Origin of the sequence: Sphingobacterium sp. 1.A.4, from assembly GCF_002734245.1 — a bacterium.
GTDB classification, from domain to species: Bacteria; Bacteroidota; Bacteroidia; order Sphingobacteriales; family Sphingobacteriaceae; genus Sphingobacterium; species Sphingobacterium tenebrionis.
On record NZ_PEAZ01000052.1, the window covers coordinates 153,353 to 170,168 of the forward strand.

Sequence of the window (16,816 nt, forward strand, 5' to 3'; positions counted from 1 at the left end):
AAATAGGCAATTTATTTATTCAAAAGCTTTTGAATTAAAGCGTCCAATTTACCATCTACAATACCTCCAGCATAAATCACTTTACCTTGATGGATCAGTACTACCTGAGGAACGCCATTTACGCCATATGCTTTTGTAATCCTTCCGTCTTGATCCATTAAGGTTGAAAAAGTAGGTTTATTCCTCTCATAAAAATTGCTCAATTGGCTTTTATTATCTTCCGAATTTATACCCCATGTCCTCAGGCCCTTGTGTTCATATTTATCGACAATTCCATTTATTTTAGGAACTGCGCTTATACAATAGCTACAGTTTTTGATCCAGAATTCCATAAGAACCAGATCATCCTTAAAATCAGGTAGATTAACCATTTTACCCGTCTGGAAATCTTCCAACTCAAACGAAGGAGCAATCGCCCCTGCAGCAATTAATTGTAAGTCCTCCTTGCCCTTTATTTGAAGACCGGGATAGGAAGAAGCAAACCATGAATTCTCTTCTAACTGAGGCCCATTGATTTTTATCTGATCAAATTTCACCAAGGCATAATCTTCCGGTTCAAAATTATTGGATTGAACCACTTGATAAGGCAAATACGTAACCTTATCGATTAAGATCTGATTATAGATCCTAATATCCGCAGTCAATTGTTTCAGTCCTTCATTTAACGTAAATGACTTGCTTTTCATTTCAAGTAGCACCTTATGGTAAGACCTGCTATCAATAAGGGTATCCCCTAACCTTTTTTTGATAGATGTATCAGTTAATATATGAGGAATAACATTTCTTAAGGACAGGATAGAATTATAAAAAAAAGATGCTGCATTTAAATCTTGCTGGAGTTTTTCCTTTTTCAATGCTGCTGCCTGAAGACTTTCCATACTTGCGTTCTTCTTATCGATCCAAAATTTTCCGGAACCGTTAAAAACCACTTTGCTGACTTCATTGTCAAATTGGTACCTAAAACCTACAATAGGAATAGTCTCATCAAATTCGACAAACACAACTCCTAATAATTTATTCTCATAATCCTGGGACTTATAATTGATGTATCGAAAGGTCTCATATTGCAGGGTTTTGATGTCCTTCAATTTTGAATAGGTTTGTTGCAAAATTTCACTGACTTCTGCGTTTTCTTTAGAAAGTATAGCAGGTTGGGCATTTGACTGCAAGGATATTCCTGAAAACAGAATAGAAATAAGGATAAAAGGCAATAATTTCATGGCTAGAAAGTCGAAAGGGTAATATGTAGGTGGGGAAAACCCCTCCTATTTCTTTTTCAATAAAATGGTAAAATGTCTCAATATCTCCGATTCCCAAACGATTTCCAGTCCCGACTGGATCTCTTCTCGTCTATTGAAAATATTCTTTAGCGCTGCGGCAACATAATCGAGATGTTTATAGGAATAGGTTCTCCTCGGAATGGCCAAACGTAGTAATTCCAGTTTTGGAAAACGGTCCTGTCTGGTTTCCGGATCCCGATCCGCTAATAAGGTTCCGATCTCCACACCCCGCACACCGGATTCTTTATACAGTTCAATAGCCAAGGTCTGCGCCGGATATTCCTCCCGCGGAACACGATGCAGAAAATTCAGGGCATCCACAAATACCGCATGTCCACCGATCGGCTTTTGGATAGGAATCCCATACTCGATCAATTTATTCCCCAAATATTCCACTTGGTCTATTCGTGCCTTCAGATAAGGAAGTTCCGTAGATTCCATTAAACCCTGTGCCAATGCGGCTAAATCTCTTCCAGCTAATCCACCATAGGTGATAAACCCTTCGTAGATAATGCCCATGTTTCCACAGGCACGGTAAAGCTTTTCATCCCTTAAGCCCAATAATCCTCCAATGTTCACCAAACCATCCTTTTTCGCCGACATCGTAAATCCATCTGCATAGGAAAACATCTCCTTCACAATTTCCTTGATGGATTTATCTGCATACGCTTCTTCGCGAACCTTGATGAAATAGGCATTTTCCGCAAAACGGGCGGCATCTATAAATACAGGGATGCCGTATTGATCGGAAAGTTTCTTCACCGCTTTGATGTTCTCCATCGATACAGGTTGTCCTCCAGAGGAATTACAGGTCACCGTGATCATACAGAACGGAATCTGCTCTTTCGGATGTGATTTATAGACCTCTTCCAATTTATCCAGATCAATATTACCTTTAAAAGGATGAAGATCGTTGATATCAAAAGCTTCATCGATGGTACAATCGATTGCATGTGCCTTACGAAATTCTATATGCCCTTTGGTGGTATCAAAATGGGAATTCCCCGGCACAACATTATTTTCTTTGACCAAAATACTGAAGAGTACATTTTCTGCCGCACGGCCTTGGTGGGTAGGTAGAAAATACGGAAAGCCTAAGGTATTACGGATAACTTCCCTCAATTTCAGGTAGGATTGGGAACCGGCATAACTTTCATCGCCCATCATGATCTCTGCCCATTGACGGTCGGACATGGCACCAGTGCCACTGTCGGTCAATAGATCGATAAAAACATAATGACTTGCCAAGTTGAACAGATTATTGCCTTCCTCTTCAATCCACTTCTCGCGCTGCTCACGGGTAGATTGAAAAATCTCCTCTACCATCTTCACTTTGTAGGGCTCTGCCCAAGGTAATTCCATAAATTTTTATATTGGTTATTATTTCCTAAAGGTAGAAATCTTATTCTTCTTCATCAAATACATGGATATTATTTACCAATATATTAACATTGAAAGACTTGGATGTCTGACAATTTTTAATAAATTAGGCAAACATTATCTGGGTTATTAACACGGCTTAAATGACGAACATTAAAGAGCGAGTATTATTCATCGCAGAATCCAAAGGGATTCAAAAAGTGGAATTTTTTAAGGGTCTAGGATTATCTTACGCTAATTTCAAGGGCGTTCAGAAAAACTCGGCATTGGGAACCGATGCAGTGGCTACAATTTTATCCACTTATCCCGACATCAACCCGGAATGGCTTTTGAATGGGTCAGGAGATATGCTACGTCGGGAAGAGTCTAATGAAATGGCGATCACCCTACCTTCAAAAATAGATCTACAGGAACAGAATACCGTCTTGATCGATGCACTTGAAAAAGTGATCTCTGCGCAGCATGCTACTATTCTATCGCAGGAAGTCACCATTAGCGCCCTATCTGCGCGTATTGAGCAATTGGAGAAAAAGAAAAAAACGAAGAAGAAAAAATAAGTACACATGATAACTATTCGGCAGGGAGAAAAAACCGATTCAGCTGCCATTGCTAATTACCTCATGCTCGCCATGGAGGAAATTGCCTACCTATTTATCGGCCAAAAGGACGAGCAGCAAGCGAATCACTTCTTAAAAACATTGGTAGAACAGGAAGGAAACCAATATTCCTATCATCATAACTGGGTCATCGAATCAGATGGCGAAATTGTGGCAACCGCATTAGTATATAATGGCGCCGATCTGGATCGCTTGCGGAAACCTGTCAAAGAATTGGTTGAGCGGCAATTTAACCGCCCTTTCCAACCGGAGGATGAAACCCAACCGGGCGAGTATTATATTGATTGCATTGGGGTCAATCCGAATCAGCAGGGTAAGGGGATCGGTAGCAAGATCCTTAATTTCTTAATCCAGGAATATGTGGAAAAACAAAACCTCACCCTGGGTTTATTGGTGGACGATGATAACCCTAAAGCCAAAAAGCTATACGAACGTTTGGGATTTAAAGTGATGGGAAAGAAAACATTATTGGGAAAAAGCCTGGACCATATGCAACGTTCAAATGGTTGATAATTTTTTATTAAATTTGGTTTTACGCTTCATGTGCTTAGCACAGAAACCTAATCTTCAGCATATGCCTAAAACCAGATTTAATAAATTCCAACAGGGATTGGTAAAAACCCTTTTCCTAGTATATTTCAGTGCATTTGGAACTACCGCACTTCAAGCACAATCCCCCTCCTCAGCGGTCGATTATGTAAACCCTTATATGGGGAATATTTCCCATCTTTTGGTCCCTACCTATCCTACCGTTCATTTGCCGAACAGCCTGTTAAGGGTTTATCCGGAGCGTGGAGATTATACTGCGGATAGGTTAAGAGGTTTACCGCTCATCGTAACATCCCATCGTGGGAGTTCGGCCTTTAACTTAAGTCCAATTGCCAATAAACAGAAGGAATTAAAACCGATCATTTCCTATAGCTACGATCAGGAGCAGATCAATCCTTATTCCTATTCCGTATACTTGGATGAAGAACATATCCAGGTAGATTATGCGGTCTCCCATCAATCTGCAATATATCAATTTCAGTTTGAAGGACCTGATGAACCCCAGTTCATATTCAATTCCCGACGAGGGGAAATGAAATGGGATGGAGAAGGGGTTTCCGGTAGTCAGGATATTGGGAACCGAACCAAAGTCTATCTCTATGCTGAAGCCGATGCAAAACCTGAAAAAGTGGGTCTGTTAAAGGATGGCAGCCTTTTGCAAGGGACTGCAGCCACTGGCGATCAAACTGCTATCCTCCTCCAATTCCCCAAAACGCAGCGTAAAATTAATTTCCGTTATGGGATATCGTTCATTGATGCTGCCCAGGCAAAGGCAAACCTCAGAAGGGAAATCAAAACCTATGATTTAGAAAGGGTTAAAGATTACGGTAAAAGCACCTGGAACAAGGCATTGGGTAAATTGAAGGTGGAAGGCGGAACGGAAAATGACAAGCATATTTTTTATACTTCGCTCTATAGAACTTTTGAAAGACCGGTAAACATCTCCGAGGATGGGCGTTATTTTAGTGGTTTTGACGGTCAGGTACATCAGGATAGTGGCATACCATTCTATACGGATGATTGGATCTGGGACTCCTATCGTGCGCACCATCCCCTAAACGTACTAATCGAACCGACCAAGGAAAGTCATATCCTCCAATCCTTTGTCCGCATGTCGGAGCAGATGCCTCAGTTTTGGCTTCCTACTTTTCCAGAGATCAATGGTGATAGCCGTAGGATGAATTCCAACCATGGTGTTGCCGCCATTTTGGATGCCTATAAGAAAGGTATCCGGAGCTTTGAGGTCGAACGTGCTTACCAAGCTGCAAAGGGGGCCATTACGGAGAAGACTTTGGCTCCATGGTCCGGAAAAGCGGCCGGTGGAATGGATAGGTTCTTTTACGAAAAAGGATACATCCCGGCTTTAAGGCCCGGAGATAAGGAAATTTACCCTGAAGTCCATGGTTTTGAAAAACGACAGCCCGTTGCGGTTACCTTAGGAACTTCCTATGACCTTTGGTGCTTGGCCCAACTGGCAAAGGAATTAGGGAAAACAGCGGATTATGAAAAGTTCCTTCAACTTTCCTTTAATTATAGAAACCTGTTCAATGAAAAGACCAAGTTCTTCCATCCCAAAGATGCGGAAGGAAAATTCCTGGAACCATTTGATTATGTGTTTTCTGGAGGTCAGGGCGCACGTGAAACCTACGGGGAGAACAATGCCTGGATTTACCGTTGGGATGTACAGCACAATATTCCAGACCTGATCCAGCTGATGGGTGGAAAGCAGCAGTTCGTAAAAGAACTGGACCAGATGTTCAATCAGAGATTGGGAAAATCCAAATTTGATTTCTACCAACAATTACCGGATCATACAGGAAATGTGGGTCAGTTTTCCATGGCGAATGAGCCTTCCTTGCATATTCCCTATCTCTATAATTATGCGGATGCGGCCTGGATGACCCAGAAAAGAATTAAAACCTTGATCAAACAATGGTTCAGGAATGATCTTATGGGCGTACCGGGGGATGAGGATGGCGGCGGTCTATCCTCTTTCGTGGTGTTTTCCCAATTGGGATTTTATCCTGTAACCCCAGGGGCTGCCGTTTACAGCATAGGCTCGCCGTTTTTCGACAAAGCAACCATAAGTATGGAGAATGGCAAGACCTTTACGGTTATAGCAAAAAATGCCTCGGATAGAAATAAATATATCCAATCGGCCAAATTAAATGGGAAGCCTTGGAACAGAGCGGAAATCACCCATGCCGATATGGCCAAGGGTGGAACCCTGGAATTACTGATGGGTGATAAAGCCAATAAAAGCTGGGGTGTTTCCCAGCCTAGTTTTTAGATTTTATTTTTTCTTCCAGCATTTTGATGAAATAAGCACCGACAACAGATCGGGCCTTAAAGCCCCTTCTTTCGGGTTTGTCGGTGAATACCCAATCGGACATCGGAACCCTGTTGACCGTTTCGTTCATGAATTGATGAACAGGGTTCACATATTGCTCAAAGGTTGCCTGATCCTCCGCCATACTGGCTGTCCATAGGATCCAATCGGTCTTGGTATAGGTTTCTCGGGAATCCAACGGAAGCCCATATCTGTTCTGTTTGGTCAAATAATATTGGATTTCCTTCTCCCGTATCTTGGGATCAAAAATCTGCATATCAAAAAGATTATCCCAGACCATGTTGTACTTTTGGCTCCAGGTACCAGGTTTATCAAAAGTCAAACGATAATGATCGCCATCATTCGCCATTTTTTCCCATTCTTTCGCCATCTCTTTGGCTTTAGACAAATAGGTATTGGCCAAATCCTTTTTCCCCTGCATCTCTGCGAGATACCCAAAGGATGCTATACCCATGATGGCTTTTATGGAAAGATTTGCATTATGGGCGAAATGACCTGCAAAATCATCAGTGCACAATTGATTTTCGGGATCCAATCCCTTTTCCACCAGATAATCCGCCCAGGTTTTCAATACCGACCAATGCTTTGCCGCATAATCGGCATTCCCTTCTACTTTGGCGATGGCATAGGTCAGGATCAACATATTACCGCCCTCTTCGACTGGCATATCTCCTCCATAGGTCTGCCCATTAGCTACTGGATAGGTGCCGATATCATGTGCAGGAAATGGTTTCTTCCATTTGCCGGATTCGGAATAATAGAAAATAAAGTTCATCATCGCTTTTGCCAATTCCGGATTGTAATAAAGGTATAGCGGCGCCGAAGGATAGGTAATATCCACCGTACCGATGGAACCATTACTGTCATTTTCCTTGGATAACCAGAGCAGATCCCCATTGGGTGCCTGTACAAGCTTGTGGGCAGCAATGGATTGTCGATAGGCGAGCGCACAAAGCTCCGCATAGGACTTTCCATAACGTTGGTATTGTAGAATAAAATTCCGATCAAAATCGGTCACTTTTTTCATTACTAGATCATAATCCTTAAAGGCCAGCTCAAACTGCTGTTCGATACTGCTCTTGCCATCCTTATTCCAATAAGGTCTAAGGTTTTCCCCAAAATATTGGATGGCAAACACATCGTCGTAGCCAATGGCGAATTTGCCTTTCGCCTTGCCTTTTACTTGGATATTGGTTCGGAAAGCAAGTTTTTGAACTTCGCCAGATCCCACTTTTGCTTGTATGTTCTTCGCATCACTTGCCATGTAAAAATAGCCCCAATCGTTTCGGACATGATCGCCTTTTCGTTCCAAAATCTTCTGCGCAACAGATCCAGTTTTCAGGTAGGTAATTCCATTTTTTTGAAAAGTGCTGGAGCTGGATGCTTGGGTGGGTAAATGCAAGGCCCAATTTGGTGATGCTTCCAGGTAGAGTTCCACTGTTCTCGGCTTAGATGAACTGATTTCATAACTTAGGTAATTGACCGGTCGGCTCAATAGGGCTAAGTCATCCAAGAAAAGTGGGGCGGTGAAGGTTATTTTTAATTCCACATCTCCACATTGAAATACATAATGGGTCTGCATGGGTTGTACATCTGCACTGATCTGTTTGGCCGTCTTTGGGAACAAAGCTTGATCGGTACGTTCTTTTAATAAACCCACATCGAGAAACCCATTCGCTCCCCCATTAAAACAATAGGCGGCAATTACATTTTTGCCCGGCTTTAATGTCTTTATAACCGCATCGTTCAACTTCACTCTTTTGTTCTTACCAGTACCACCAGTTTTGACCACTTGTATGCCGTTGATGAATATTTCGGCATCATCGTCATGGGAAAATTCCAAGAGGATGGAACTGTTGGATAGATCTTCTTTCAGATCGAAGGTCCTTCTTACCCAGATTTTAGCGTTCGTCCAATTTGTTTTGCTATGGGGTTCATTTTCGAAGGTACCAAAAGCTCCTTTTCCTTGCTGCCAAGATTGGTCATCGTAGGAGATGGCTGTCCAGTCGCCGACTGGATCCTGGGTCAAGTATTTGGCCTCCCAAGGTTTATCTTCCCCATTGGGGAGCATGCTGAGGAGTTCTATTTCTTCGGTACCGAGGAATCGATAGTATTCATTATCCACTTTAAGGACACCCAATAAAGGTAATTTTTTATCGGACCAATGTCTCGGACTGGATTCATAGAGTTCGTCGGAATAAGACCAAGCACTCATATTGGGATCTAAGGTGATCAAGGGATAAGCAGGAGCTCTTAGGCTGTTCTTTATAGATTGTGCCTGAAGGAAGATCGGCAGAAGGAGCGAGAGCAGGAAAAATGAAACTGATTTCATATAAATAGATTTAGGTTGATTTTTATAAATAGGTCGTTATAGGAGTGTTGTTTAGCGAAGGATCTGCATCAAGGCCACGGCAGCACTGGCATCATAAACCTCGGTCTTTTCATGGGCCTTGCGGTGGAAATTCTTATCCATCAATCCCCTATCATCGCGGTTTTTCCAGGCGATTTCTACATTTTTGGCTAACCATTTCTTATACACATCTTTTTTATCATAGGGAAATAGCTGCTGGATGTACTGGGCAAAAATGGCGGTATAAATTCCTTGTTCGATGCCGTTTTTAACAGGTAGAATCCCTTCTTGATCCGACAGGGAATCTTTGACATAGTTCGCTGCAAGCTTTGCATCCTCCAGGTAATCCTTGTTTTTGGTTTCTTCATATAGCAACACGCCTGCTCCAATACAGGTCGCCTGATTATATAGGTTTACCGTCCAATTGGTCTTATGTCCTGGAACCTGATGATCTCCCACTTTTCCTTGCTGTTTATCGAAAAGTGCTTTCCGGGACCAGGCATACACGGACTTTGCTTTCTCCAGATAGGATTTATCTTTTGTAGCACGGTAAAGATGGACCGCAGCCACTACCGAAGGATAATTGATACAGGCTGTTTTTCCGCGTTGATCGGATTTCCATCCCCAGAACATTCCTCCTCGTTCAGGATCATAGGATCCTTTATCTGCTACTTTTGGGGTTCCAGACCATACTCTTTCAAAACCGAGAACTGCATGTGCCAGATAGGTGGGATCCTGCGTGAGTTCGTAAGCTCGCGCAAAGGATATGATCCACCACATCAGATCGTCATAGATAAACCATACAGTGGTATTGTTCCAGTTATAGCCATCGTAATGTTTGTAATTACCTTCGTATAGCTGTTTGATCAGCTTGGCATACTGTGGAGATTTTGTTTTCTCATAAGCAATCATAGCCATATCCCAATAAATGGCTTGTGTCCAAATAGCTGCTACCTGTTTACCTTCCGGGTAGACCATATAGATCTGCTTTTCCGAATCCAGGAATTGACTGTTAAAATCTCAAATGCACGATCTGCATCTTGTGCGCTGCTGGGCCATGCCAAAAAGAGTAGCGCTATACTGCTTAGGAATCTTCGGTTCATCATCTTTAGGTTTATGGCGTTTCGGCCTTATTAAAGGTAATAACTAAAACGTTTTAACTAATTCATGTAATTGATTAGTTACAATAAATGTAACTCGAACAAGAAGGGCTTATTTTAACAAAATCCTAATTGGGATAGGACGAAATGCGGAATAAATACGAATTTATAAATTTTACCCCCTATTATTTAATAAAATGTCTATTTTTGCGGCAATAATCCATGCTTGAAAAATTATGACACAACAAACTGCTTTTGAAGATCAGATCAAGAGTTACAAATCAAATCAAAATGCCTGCGTAAAGCTGATACAGATTGTCAGCGATCTATGGTACAACCAATCCATAGAATTAGTTCTTTTCAGGAACCAATTGATCGACCGCCGGGTGAGTTTTATCCTTAACCTTCATCAGGAGAGTAAGGTTTATGCAGACCAAGCGCTATCGATCGAAGAAACCTTAAAAGTAGCGGAAGCCATTGCTGATGCACAATTGGCACCTTCCAGAATAGATATCGGAAAATTGGCATTGGAAATCCGTCAACAAGGGATTTCGGATGATCAGATCCCTTCTTTTATTGGAGAGAAGTTGGCGGGAGCAGCTCATCACCAGAGCTTTGAACCTAAAGATGTGGTTCTTTATGGTTTTGGTAGGATCGGACGTTTATTGGCCAGGGAATTGATCCACAAGGCTGGAGCCGGAAGACAATTGCGATTGAGGGCTATTGTAACGCGGGACGTGATCGATGAGAAATCATTGGTTAAGCGTGCGAATTTGTTGAGCCAGGATTCGATACATGGACAGTTTGATGGGGAATTGCGTGTTGATCTGGAAAATGAATCCATTATTATGAATGGTTTCCCGGTGAAGATGATCACGGCCAAGAACCCTGAAGAGATTGATTATACGCAATATGGAATCGAAAATTCTTTGGTAATTGATAATACCGGTGCTTTCCGTGATGATAAGGAATTGGCAAGACATCTTCAGGCCAAAGGTGCGGGGATGGTTCTATTGACCGCTCCGGGAAAAGGTGTTTCGAACATCGTTTATGGGGTGAATGAAAATGATGCGGATATGCAGAAAGATAGGATCTTTTCTGCTGCATCTTGTACTACTAATGCAATTTCGCCAGTGCTGGCGGTTCTTGAAAAAAACCTTGGTATTGTTAAGGGTCATATTGAGACGATACATTCATATACCAATGATCAGAACTTGGTGGATAACATGCATAAGAAATCAAGAAGAGGTCGTGCTGCGGCTTTGAATATGGTGATTACGGAAACTGGCGCGGGAAGTGCTGTGGCGAAGGTATTACCGGTTTTGGCAGGAAAATTAACGTCTAATGCGATCCGTGTACCTGTTCCGAATGGTTCTTTGGCTATTCTTAGTTTGGAACTGAAGAAGGAAAGTTCGGTAGAAGAAATCAATGATTTGTTGAAAAAGGCAGCATTGCAAGGGGATTTGGTGGAGCAGATTAAGTATAGCGAAAATGCAGAATTGGTTTCTTCGGATATTGTGGGTTCTACAGCGGCTTCTGTAGTGGATGCGCCTGCAACGATTGTTTCTGCTGATGGAAAATCTGCGGTGATTTATGTGTGGTATGATAATGAATATGGGTATTCTCATCAGGTGATGAGATTGGCTAGGCATATTGCCGGGGTTAGGAGATATACGTATTATTAGGATTTTTTTCGCGTCATTGCGAGGAACGAAGCAATCTTTCCGCTTGTCATCTTGAGCGAAGTCGAAAGATTGCTTCGTCGTGCCTCCTCGCAATGACGTATCTATTCCAGCAACCTCTCCGTTTCCAGATATTTCATAATAATCTGAGTTGCACCTGCCCTTTGCTGCACATAGTTTTTTGCTGCCGTTCCGGCTGGCAACCTTTTCTCATCAGCCATTAACGCCCCAAAAACTCCATTCAATTCCCCTTGATTCCCAATGGAAAAACCAGCACCCAACTCCAACAAATCCACCGCCTCCTGGAATCTCGAATACTTTGGCCCAAAAATCACTGGAATCCCATAGGTCGCTGCTTCCAAGGTATTATGGATTCCCGCACCAAATCCCCCACCTATATACGCCATATCCCCATACGCATAAAGCGATGATAACATCCCGATATTATCGATCAACAAAACCTGCGCCTGCTGCTTTTCTATATCGGAATAACTTTCATATTTAGAGAATAATAGCGATTTAGGAAACAAGCCCATCAACTGAGTAATATGTTCCTTATGGATCTCATGAGGCGCTAAAATCATTTTCCAACCCTTATGATTATCCATCAAAACCTTCAACAATCCTTCATCCTGCCCCCAGGTACTTCCAGCTACCAAAACCCGATGATCACCAACAAAATCCCGCACCACCTCGATCTCCTTATGCTCCTTCGGCAATTCCACCACGCGATCAAATCGGGTATCTCCGGCCAATCCAGCATTTGTTATCCGAATCCATTTCAGCATATGCACACTATCCATATTCTGGGTAAAGAAATAGGATACATTTTTAAGAATATTCCTATAAAATCCACCATATTCCTTAAAAAACAACTGCTCTTCCCGAAAGATCGCAGAAATCATCAGCAAACGGATATTACGTCTTTTCAGCTCCCTGAAATAAAAATACCAATACTCGTATTTGGTGAAGACGACAAATTTGGGATTGATCAATTCGATGAATTTTCGGGCATTGCCGGCTGTATCTTCTGGCAGATAGAATACATGATCGGCTAATGGCGTATTCTTTCGGATCTCGAATCCTGATGGGGAAAAAAATGTTACAATTATTTTTTCATCCGGAAAACGCTTTCTGATCTGCTCCAAAACCGATCTCCCCTGCTCAAATTCACCCAAGGAAGCAAAATGAAACCAAATGTGTTTTTGCCCTGGTTCAACCGTTTGCTCGATCTTTTTCAAAAGATCCTTTCGACCATTTACCCAAAGCCGAGCCTTCGCATGGAATGGTGCCAGGATACGTAAAAGTAGCCCGTATAAAAAGATGCCTGCTTGGTAAAGGAAACGCATAATGTTAAAATATTGCTTATCTTCGTCAAAGATATTTAAACCTTTTCAATTTCACTATTGTGCAGGAGAACAAGCGCAAACGAATATTAATAACTGGAGCGGCTGGATTCTTAGGATCACACCTCTGTGATCGGTTTATTGAAGAGGATTTCCATGTCATCGCGATGGATAACCTCGTCACAGGGGACCTAAAAAATATCGAGCACCTCTTCAAATTACCCAATTTCGAATTCTACCATCATGATGTTTCAAAGTTCGTACATGTGCCGGGAGAATTACATTACATCTTACATTTTGCATCGCCGGCCAGTCCGATCGATTACCTGAAAATCCCCATTCAAACGCTGAAAGTAGGTTCCTTAGGAACCCATAACCTATTAGGTTTGGCAAAAAGCAAACAGGCACGGATACTGGTGGCATCAACTTCTGAGGTATATGGCGATCCATTGGTATCCCCGCAGGCCGAAGAATACTGGGGAAATGTAAATCCAGTAGGCCCTAGAGGAGTTTATGACGAAGCCAAAAGATTCCAGGAAGCCATGACCATGGCCTACCATAATTTTCATGGCTTGGAAACGCGAATTGCCAGGATCTTCAACACCTTTGGCCCCCGGATGCGATTGGAAGACGGAAGGGCCTTGCCCACTTTCATTTCCCAGGCCTTACAGCATAAAGATTTAACGGTATTTGGGGATGGTATGCAAACGAGATCCTTTATCTATGTATCCGATCAGGTGGAGGGCATCTATAGGTTGCTTTTTTCCGATTATTGCTTACCGATCAACATTGGTAATCCGGATGAAATGGAACTCTTGGATATGGCGAAAGAGATCATTGCCTTAACATCCAGTCAATCAAGCATTGTTTTTGAACCTTTACCGATTGACGACCCGAAACAAAGACGACCGGATATTAGCAAAGCAAAGAAGGTGCTGGATTGGCAACCTAAAGTGGATAGAAAAGAAGGTCTAATGAAAACCATTCACTATTTTCAGACATTATTCAATAGCAACATACAATAGACTTAATACATCAACATGAGCAAAATATTAGTAACAGGCGGAACAGGATATATTGGATCACATACCGTAGTGGAATTATATAAGGCAGGTTATACCCCGATTTTGGTGGATAATCTTTCCAATTCCAGCATCAAGATATTGGATCAGATCGAAAAGATCATCGGCGTAAAGCCTGAATTCTACGAATTCGACCTATGTGACACCGAAAAGGTGAATGATTTTATCAGTAAGCACCCTGATATTGCTGGAATCATACATTTCGCAGCTTCAAAAGCCGTTGGAGAATCTGTTCAGAATCCATTGAAGTACTACCATAATAATTTCTTCTCCTTGATCAATCTGTTGGAGGCATACCGAGAAAAGCCGATCAATTTCGTTTTCTCATCGAGCTGTACGGTTTACGGTGAGCCGGACGTATTGCCAGTGAATGAAGCGGCACCTGTAAAGAAAGCGACTTCACCTTACGGAAACACCAAACAGATTGCAGAAGAGATCTTGGAAGAAACGGCAATGGCGAATTCCAACTATAATGTAATCGCATTACGTTATTTCAATCCGGTAGGAGCGCATGAATCGGCATTGATCGGTGAATTGCCAAATGGCGTTCCGGCAAACCTTCTGCCTTTCATTACCCAAACGGCCATCGGAAAACGCGAAAAGATAACGGTCTTTGGAAACGATTATGATACGCCTGATGGTTCTGCTATCCGTGATTATATCCACGTAGTGGATTTGGCAAAAGCACATGTGGCCGCTATCAAATTATTGGAAAAAGGAAATCCGAACGGTAATTATGATATTTTCAATGTGGGTACAGGAAATGGATATTCCGTTTTGGAAGCCATCCATGCTTTTGAGAAAGCTTCCGGCCAAAAATTGAATTACGAATTCGGTCCTCGCCGAGAAGGGGATATTATCAAGGTTTGGGGTGATGTGAATAAGTCTACCAAAGAATTGGGATGGACAGCTCAATTAGGGATTGATGAAATGATGGCTTCTGCCTGGGAATGGGAAAAATATTTGCATGAGAATCCAATCCAGTAAGATATTAAAATAGGAAAACCTGTAACTTATTTACAGGTTTTCCTATTTTAAACCATTTACTGTTTCCTAAAATTTACTTTCATTCTTCCTTTACCTGCGCATAGATCTTCGGATTGAAGCGGAACATCGGTGTCATCCAATACAAAAGGATAATCCGTGAATAACGATTGTTAAAAGGCGCCATGATCAAGGTTACGGCCAATGCTACGATCACATATAACCAAGGGTTTTCCAAGTTACCGGTCAGCAAATACGTACCGACACATGCTGCGATCAACTCGCCAACACTCAAAGCATAACTCACGTACATCGCTACATAAAAATAACCCGGCTCTTTCTCAAATTTCAAATCACAGGCCGGACATCTATCCAACATCCTTTTTGATTTAAAACTAAATAGTGGGCCAGCAAACATATTTCCAGTTCTACATCTTGGACATTTCCCGTCAATTGCACTCTTTAATTCCTTTGGAATAGTATATTGTGTTTCCATGTTTGTATTTATTTCCATTGTGATCTCCTAAATTCTTCAGGGGTAATCCCTGCTATTTTCTTAAAAAATTTTGTGAAATACGAATTATCATTAAAATTTAATTCATAACTAACCTGTGAGATGGTCCAATCCGGTAGGATCAATAAGCGTTTTGCCTCCAGTAATATCCGATTCCGAATGACTTCCCCCGCCTGCAATCCCATGTATTCCTTACAAACCGCATTCAAATGATTGGGAGTTACAAATAATAATTCCGCATATTCCTTCGGCAAATGTAGCTCTTTGAAATGCTGATCCAAAAGGGCCAAAAAATTCTTAATCAGCACCAGATGGTAATCTAAGCTTTTTCCTTCCAAGCTTGGTGCATAAGCTTGATCCAGTTTTAGCAGAATGAACAACAATAAGGTCCTTTGTAAATCCGTAGTCATTCGATCATTCAATTCCAATAATTGGCTGAACAGGTTAATGATTTCCCGCAGTTGATATTCGTCCAATACAAATACACTTTCTGTCAAGGAAGAAAATATCCCAAGCCGTTCCACATAATCCTGTTGAACCAAAAGTGTCTTGAAGTAATCAATATCAAAATTGACAATGAAACCTTTCATTTCACCTTGGAACATCCAAGAATGTACTTGCCCTGGCCCCATCACATATACCTGCCCCCTTTCTACCGCATACTCTTTAAAATCTATTTCATGTGATCCGCCTCCTGCGAGGAAAAGTACCATATGGTAAAAATTATGGCGGTGTGGAAAAACCAGGTTTTTGTTCTGCTCCAGATATACCTCCAAACGATCAACGAGGAAGTGTTTGTTCTCCTTGTAGGAAACCGTACATTGTTCTATTACAGGTATCTTAGCCATCAGCTACAAAAATAGACAAATACTACCATTCTGGATGGTACAAAAAGGGTTATCAATGGTAATAATTACTTTTTGCTATTATAGGAAGACTAAAAACCCTTGAATTAGTACCATTTTTGCTATCATAAAAGGTATCTCTTGGAAAATAGTTAATTTTAAACATGTCACTACATAAAGATCTACCTTTAAAACAAGCTGTCCTATCCTTATCTGAAAAAGAAAAAGATAAGCTATTGGTGCGATTGATCAATAAAGATAAAATGCTCTTAAAGCAATTGCATTATGAATTATTGGAGGATGAGGCCGATCTGGCCGACCGCATCGAAGTCCTAAAGGAAAGATTGGAAAGTTTGTTCGATCAGGCGTCTTCAACTATAAAGAACTTGCCTTTATATAGTAATTATAGAGAATTGACCAGTTTGATGAGGCAAGCAAGTGGTTGGATCAATGAACATGAGAAAGTAACAAAAGATAAGTTCTCTGTCGTGGAGTGTCGATTGATTTTGCTTCAAGAAGCCTTCGAAAGATTCCCTGTTCTTTTTGGACCAACTGCATTATTACCTGGCATGAAGCTTCATAAATACGTTATGGGAAGAGTCAAAAATGTAAATGGCTTGTTCAACAAACTACATGAAGATCTACAGTTCGATCTCAACCATCAAATGGAATCTGTCATATCTTTTGCTGAAGAACATCGATTAATTACTTTTTAGTATTTTTGTAAAAACATCCTT

General features: G+C 41.5%; 14 protein-coding genes. 7 read left to right on the forward strand and 7 right to left on the reverse strand.

Annotated features, from left to right (window positions below; translation table 11 throughout):
• Positions 1-11: 11 nt before the first annotated feature.
• Together CRJ00_RS08835 and CRJ00_RS08840 are read right to left on the reverse strand one after the other, a co-directional pair.
• Positions 12-1,220 carry a TlpA family protein disulfide reductase gene (locus CRJ00_RS08835; RefSeq protein ID WP_099366510.1) on the reverse strand — a complete coding sequence of 403 codons (1,209 nt, stop codon included), beginning with the start codon at positions 1,218-1,220 and terminating at the stop codon, positions 12-14.
• Between the two features lie 45 nt (positions 1,221-1,265).
• The gene (locus CRJ00_RS08840; RefSeq protein ID WP_099366511.1) at positions 1,266-2,642 is read right to left on the reverse strand and encodes a tryptophanase; all 1,377 of its coding nucleotides are present in this window, start codon (positions 2,640-2,642) and stop codon (positions 1,266-1,268) included.
• Between the two features lie 161 nt (positions 2,643-2,803).
• On the opposite strand from CRJ00_RS08840, the gene CRJ00_RS08845 reads away from it, so the two are divergent.
• The 3 genes from CRJ00_RS08845 (at position 2,804) to CRJ00_RS08855 (ending at position 6,116) form a co-directional block, all read left to right on the forward strand.
• Positions 2,804-3,217: a hypothetical protein gene (locus CRJ00_RS08845; protein WP_099366512.1), complete on the forward strand. Its 414-nt coding sequence runs from the start codon at positions 2,804-2,806 to the stop codon at positions 3,215-3,217.
• Between the two features lie 6 nt (positions 3,218-3,223).
• Positions 3,224-3,787 carry a GNAT family N-acetyltransferase gene (locus CRJ00_RS08850; RefSeq protein WP_099366513.1) on the forward strand — a complete coding sequence of 188 codons (564 nt, stop codon included), beginning with the start codon at positions 3,224-3,226 and terminating at the stop codon, positions 3,785-3,787.
• Positions 3,788-3,851: 64 nt separating this feature from the next.
• Complete coding sequence (locus CRJ00_RS08855) at positions 3,852-6,116, forward strand: GH92 family glycosyl hydrolase (protein WP_099366533.1); 2,265 nt, start codon at positions 3,852-3,854, stop codon at positions 6,114-6,116.
• On the opposite strand, the gene CRJ00_RS08860 is transcribed toward CRJ00_RS08855, so the two are convergent.
• Complete coding sequence (locus CRJ00_RS08860) at positions 6,106-8,508, reverse strand: glutaminase family protein (RefSeq protein WP_099366514.1); 2,403 nt, start codon at positions 8,506-8,508, stop codon at positions 6,106-6,108. The two genes, CRJ00_RS08855 and CRJ00_RS08860, sit on opposite strands and share 11 nt — an antisense overlap.
• 51 nt (positions 8,509-8,559) lie before the next feature.
• Positions 8,560-9,504 (reverse strand): glycoside hydrolase family 76 protein, encoded by a 945-nt coding sequence (locus CRJ00_RS08865; RefSeq protein WP_180268463.1) that lies wholly within the window; start codon positions 9,502-9,504, stop codon positions 8,560-8,562.
• A gap of 358 nt (positions 9,505-9,862) precedes the next feature.
• Between CRJ00_RS08865 and CRJ00_RS08870 the strand changes: the two genes are divergently transcribed.
• Positions 9,863-11,311 (forward strand): glyceraldehyde-3-phosphate dehydrogenase, encoded by a 1,449-nt coding sequence (locus CRJ00_RS08870; protein ID WP_099366515.1) that lies wholly within the window; start codon positions 9,863-9,865, stop codon positions 11,309-11,311.
• 101 nt (positions 11,312-11,412) lie between these two features.
• Here CRJ00_RS08870 and CRJ00_RS08875 read toward each other — a convergent pair whose 3' ends face one another.
• Entirely contained in the window at positions 11,413-12,657 is a 1,245-nt protein-coding gene (locus CRJ00_RS08875) for a 3-deoxy-D-manno-octulosonic acid transferase (protein WP_099366516.1), read from the reverse strand.
• 59 nt (positions 12,658-12,716) lie between these two features.
• Between CRJ00_RS08875 and CRJ00_RS08880 the strand changes: the two genes are divergently transcribed.
• The gene (locus CRJ00_RS08880) at positions 12,717-13,679 is read left to right on the forward strand and encodes a UDP-glucuronic acid decarboxylase family protein (RefSeq protein ID WP_099366517.1); all 963 of its coding nucleotides are present in this window, start codon (positions 12,717-12,719) and stop codon (positions 13,677-13,679) included.
• Positions 13,680-13,694: 15 nt separating this feature from the next.
• Complete coding sequence (galE, locus tag CRJ00_RS08885; RefSeq protein WP_099366518.1) at positions 13,695-14,723, forward strand: UDP-glucose 4-epimerase GalE; 1,029 nt, start codon at positions 13,695-13,697, stop codon at positions 14,721-14,723.
• Between the two features lie 79 nt (positions 14,724-14,802).
• Here galE and CRJ00_RS08890 read toward each other — a convergent pair whose 3' ends face one another.
• Both CRJ00_RS08890 and CRJ00_RS08895 read right to left on the reverse strand, forming a co-directional pair.
• Positions 14,803-15,216: a DUF983 domain-containing protein gene (locus CRJ00_RS08890; RefSeq protein ID WP_099366534.1), complete on the reverse strand. Its 414-nt coding sequence runs from the start codon at positions 15,214-15,216 to the stop codon at positions 14,803-14,805.
• Positions 15,217-15,224: 8 nt separating this feature from the next.
• Positions 15,225-16,082 carry a helix-turn-helix domain-containing protein gene (locus CRJ00_RS08895; protein WP_257213727.1) on the reverse strand — a complete coding sequence of 286 codons (858 nt, stop codon included), beginning with the start codon at positions 16,080-16,082 and terminating at the stop codon, positions 15,225-15,227.
• A gap of 161 nt (positions 16,083-16,243) precedes the next feature.
• Between CRJ00_RS08895 and CRJ00_RS08900 the strand changes: the two genes are divergently transcribed.
• On the forward strand, positions 16,244-16,795 hold the full coding sequence (locus CRJ00_RS08900; RefSeq protein ID WP_099366520.1) for a hypothetical protein: 552 nt from the start codon (positions 16,244-16,246) through the stop codon (positions 16,793-16,795).
• The last annotated feature ends 21 nt before the right edge of the window (positions 16,796-16,816 follow it).

Bases quoted from the DNA above. Each gene is read 5' to 3' on its own strand.
- CRJ00_RS08890 (WP_099366534.1), bottom strand. From the start codon at position 15,216: ATGGAAACACAATATACTATTCCAAAGGAATTAAAGAGTGCAATTGAC.
- CRJ00_RS08865 (WP_180268463.1), bottom strand. From the start codon at position 9,504: ATGGTCTACCCGGAAGGTAAACAGGTAGCAGCTATTTGGACACAAGCC.
- CRJ00_RS08840 (WP_099366511.1), bottom strand. From the start codon at position 2,642: ATGGAATTACCTTGGGCAGAGCCCTACAAAGTGAAGATGGTAGAGGAG.
- CRJ00_RS08875 (WP_099366516.1), bottom strand. From the start codon at position 12,657: ATGCGTTTCCTTTACCAAGCAGGCATCTTTTTATACGGGCTACTTTTA.
- CRJ00_RS08895 (WP_257213727.1), bottom strand. From the start codon at position 16,082: ATGGCTAAGATACCTGTAATAGAACAATGTACGGTTTCCTACAAGGAG.
- CRJ00_RS08835 (WP_099366510.1), bottom strand. From the start codon at position 1,220: ATGAAATTATTGCCTTTTATCCTTATTTCTATTCTGTTTTCAGGAATA.
- CRJ00_RS08870 (WP_099366515.1), top strand. From the start codon at position 9,863: ATGACACAACAAACTGCTTTTGAAGATCAGATCAAGAGTTACAAATCA.
- CRJ00_RS08845 (WP_099366512.1), top strand. From the start codon at position 2,804: ATGACGAACATTAAAGAGCGAGTATTATTCATCGCAGAATCCAAAGGG.
- CRJ00_RS08900 (WP_099366520.1), top strand. From the start codon at position 16,244: ATGTCACTACATAAAGATCTACCTTTAAAACAAGCTGTCCTATCCTTA.
- CRJ00_RS08850 (WP_099366513.1), top strand. From the start codon at position 3,224: ATGATAACTATTCGGCAGGGAGAAAAAACCGATTCAGCTGCCATTGCT.
- galE (WP_099366518.1), top strand. From the start codon at position 13,695: ATGAGCAAAATATTAGTAACAGGCGGAACAGGATATATTGGATCACAT.
- CRJ00_RS08855 (WP_099366533.1), top strand. From the start codon at position 3,852: ATGCCTAAAACCAGATTTAATAAATTCCAACAGGGATTGGTAAAAACC.
- CRJ00_RS08860 (WP_099366514.1), bottom strand. From the start codon at position 8,508: ATGAAATCAGTTTCATTTTTCCTGCTCTCGCTCCTTCTGCCGATCTTC.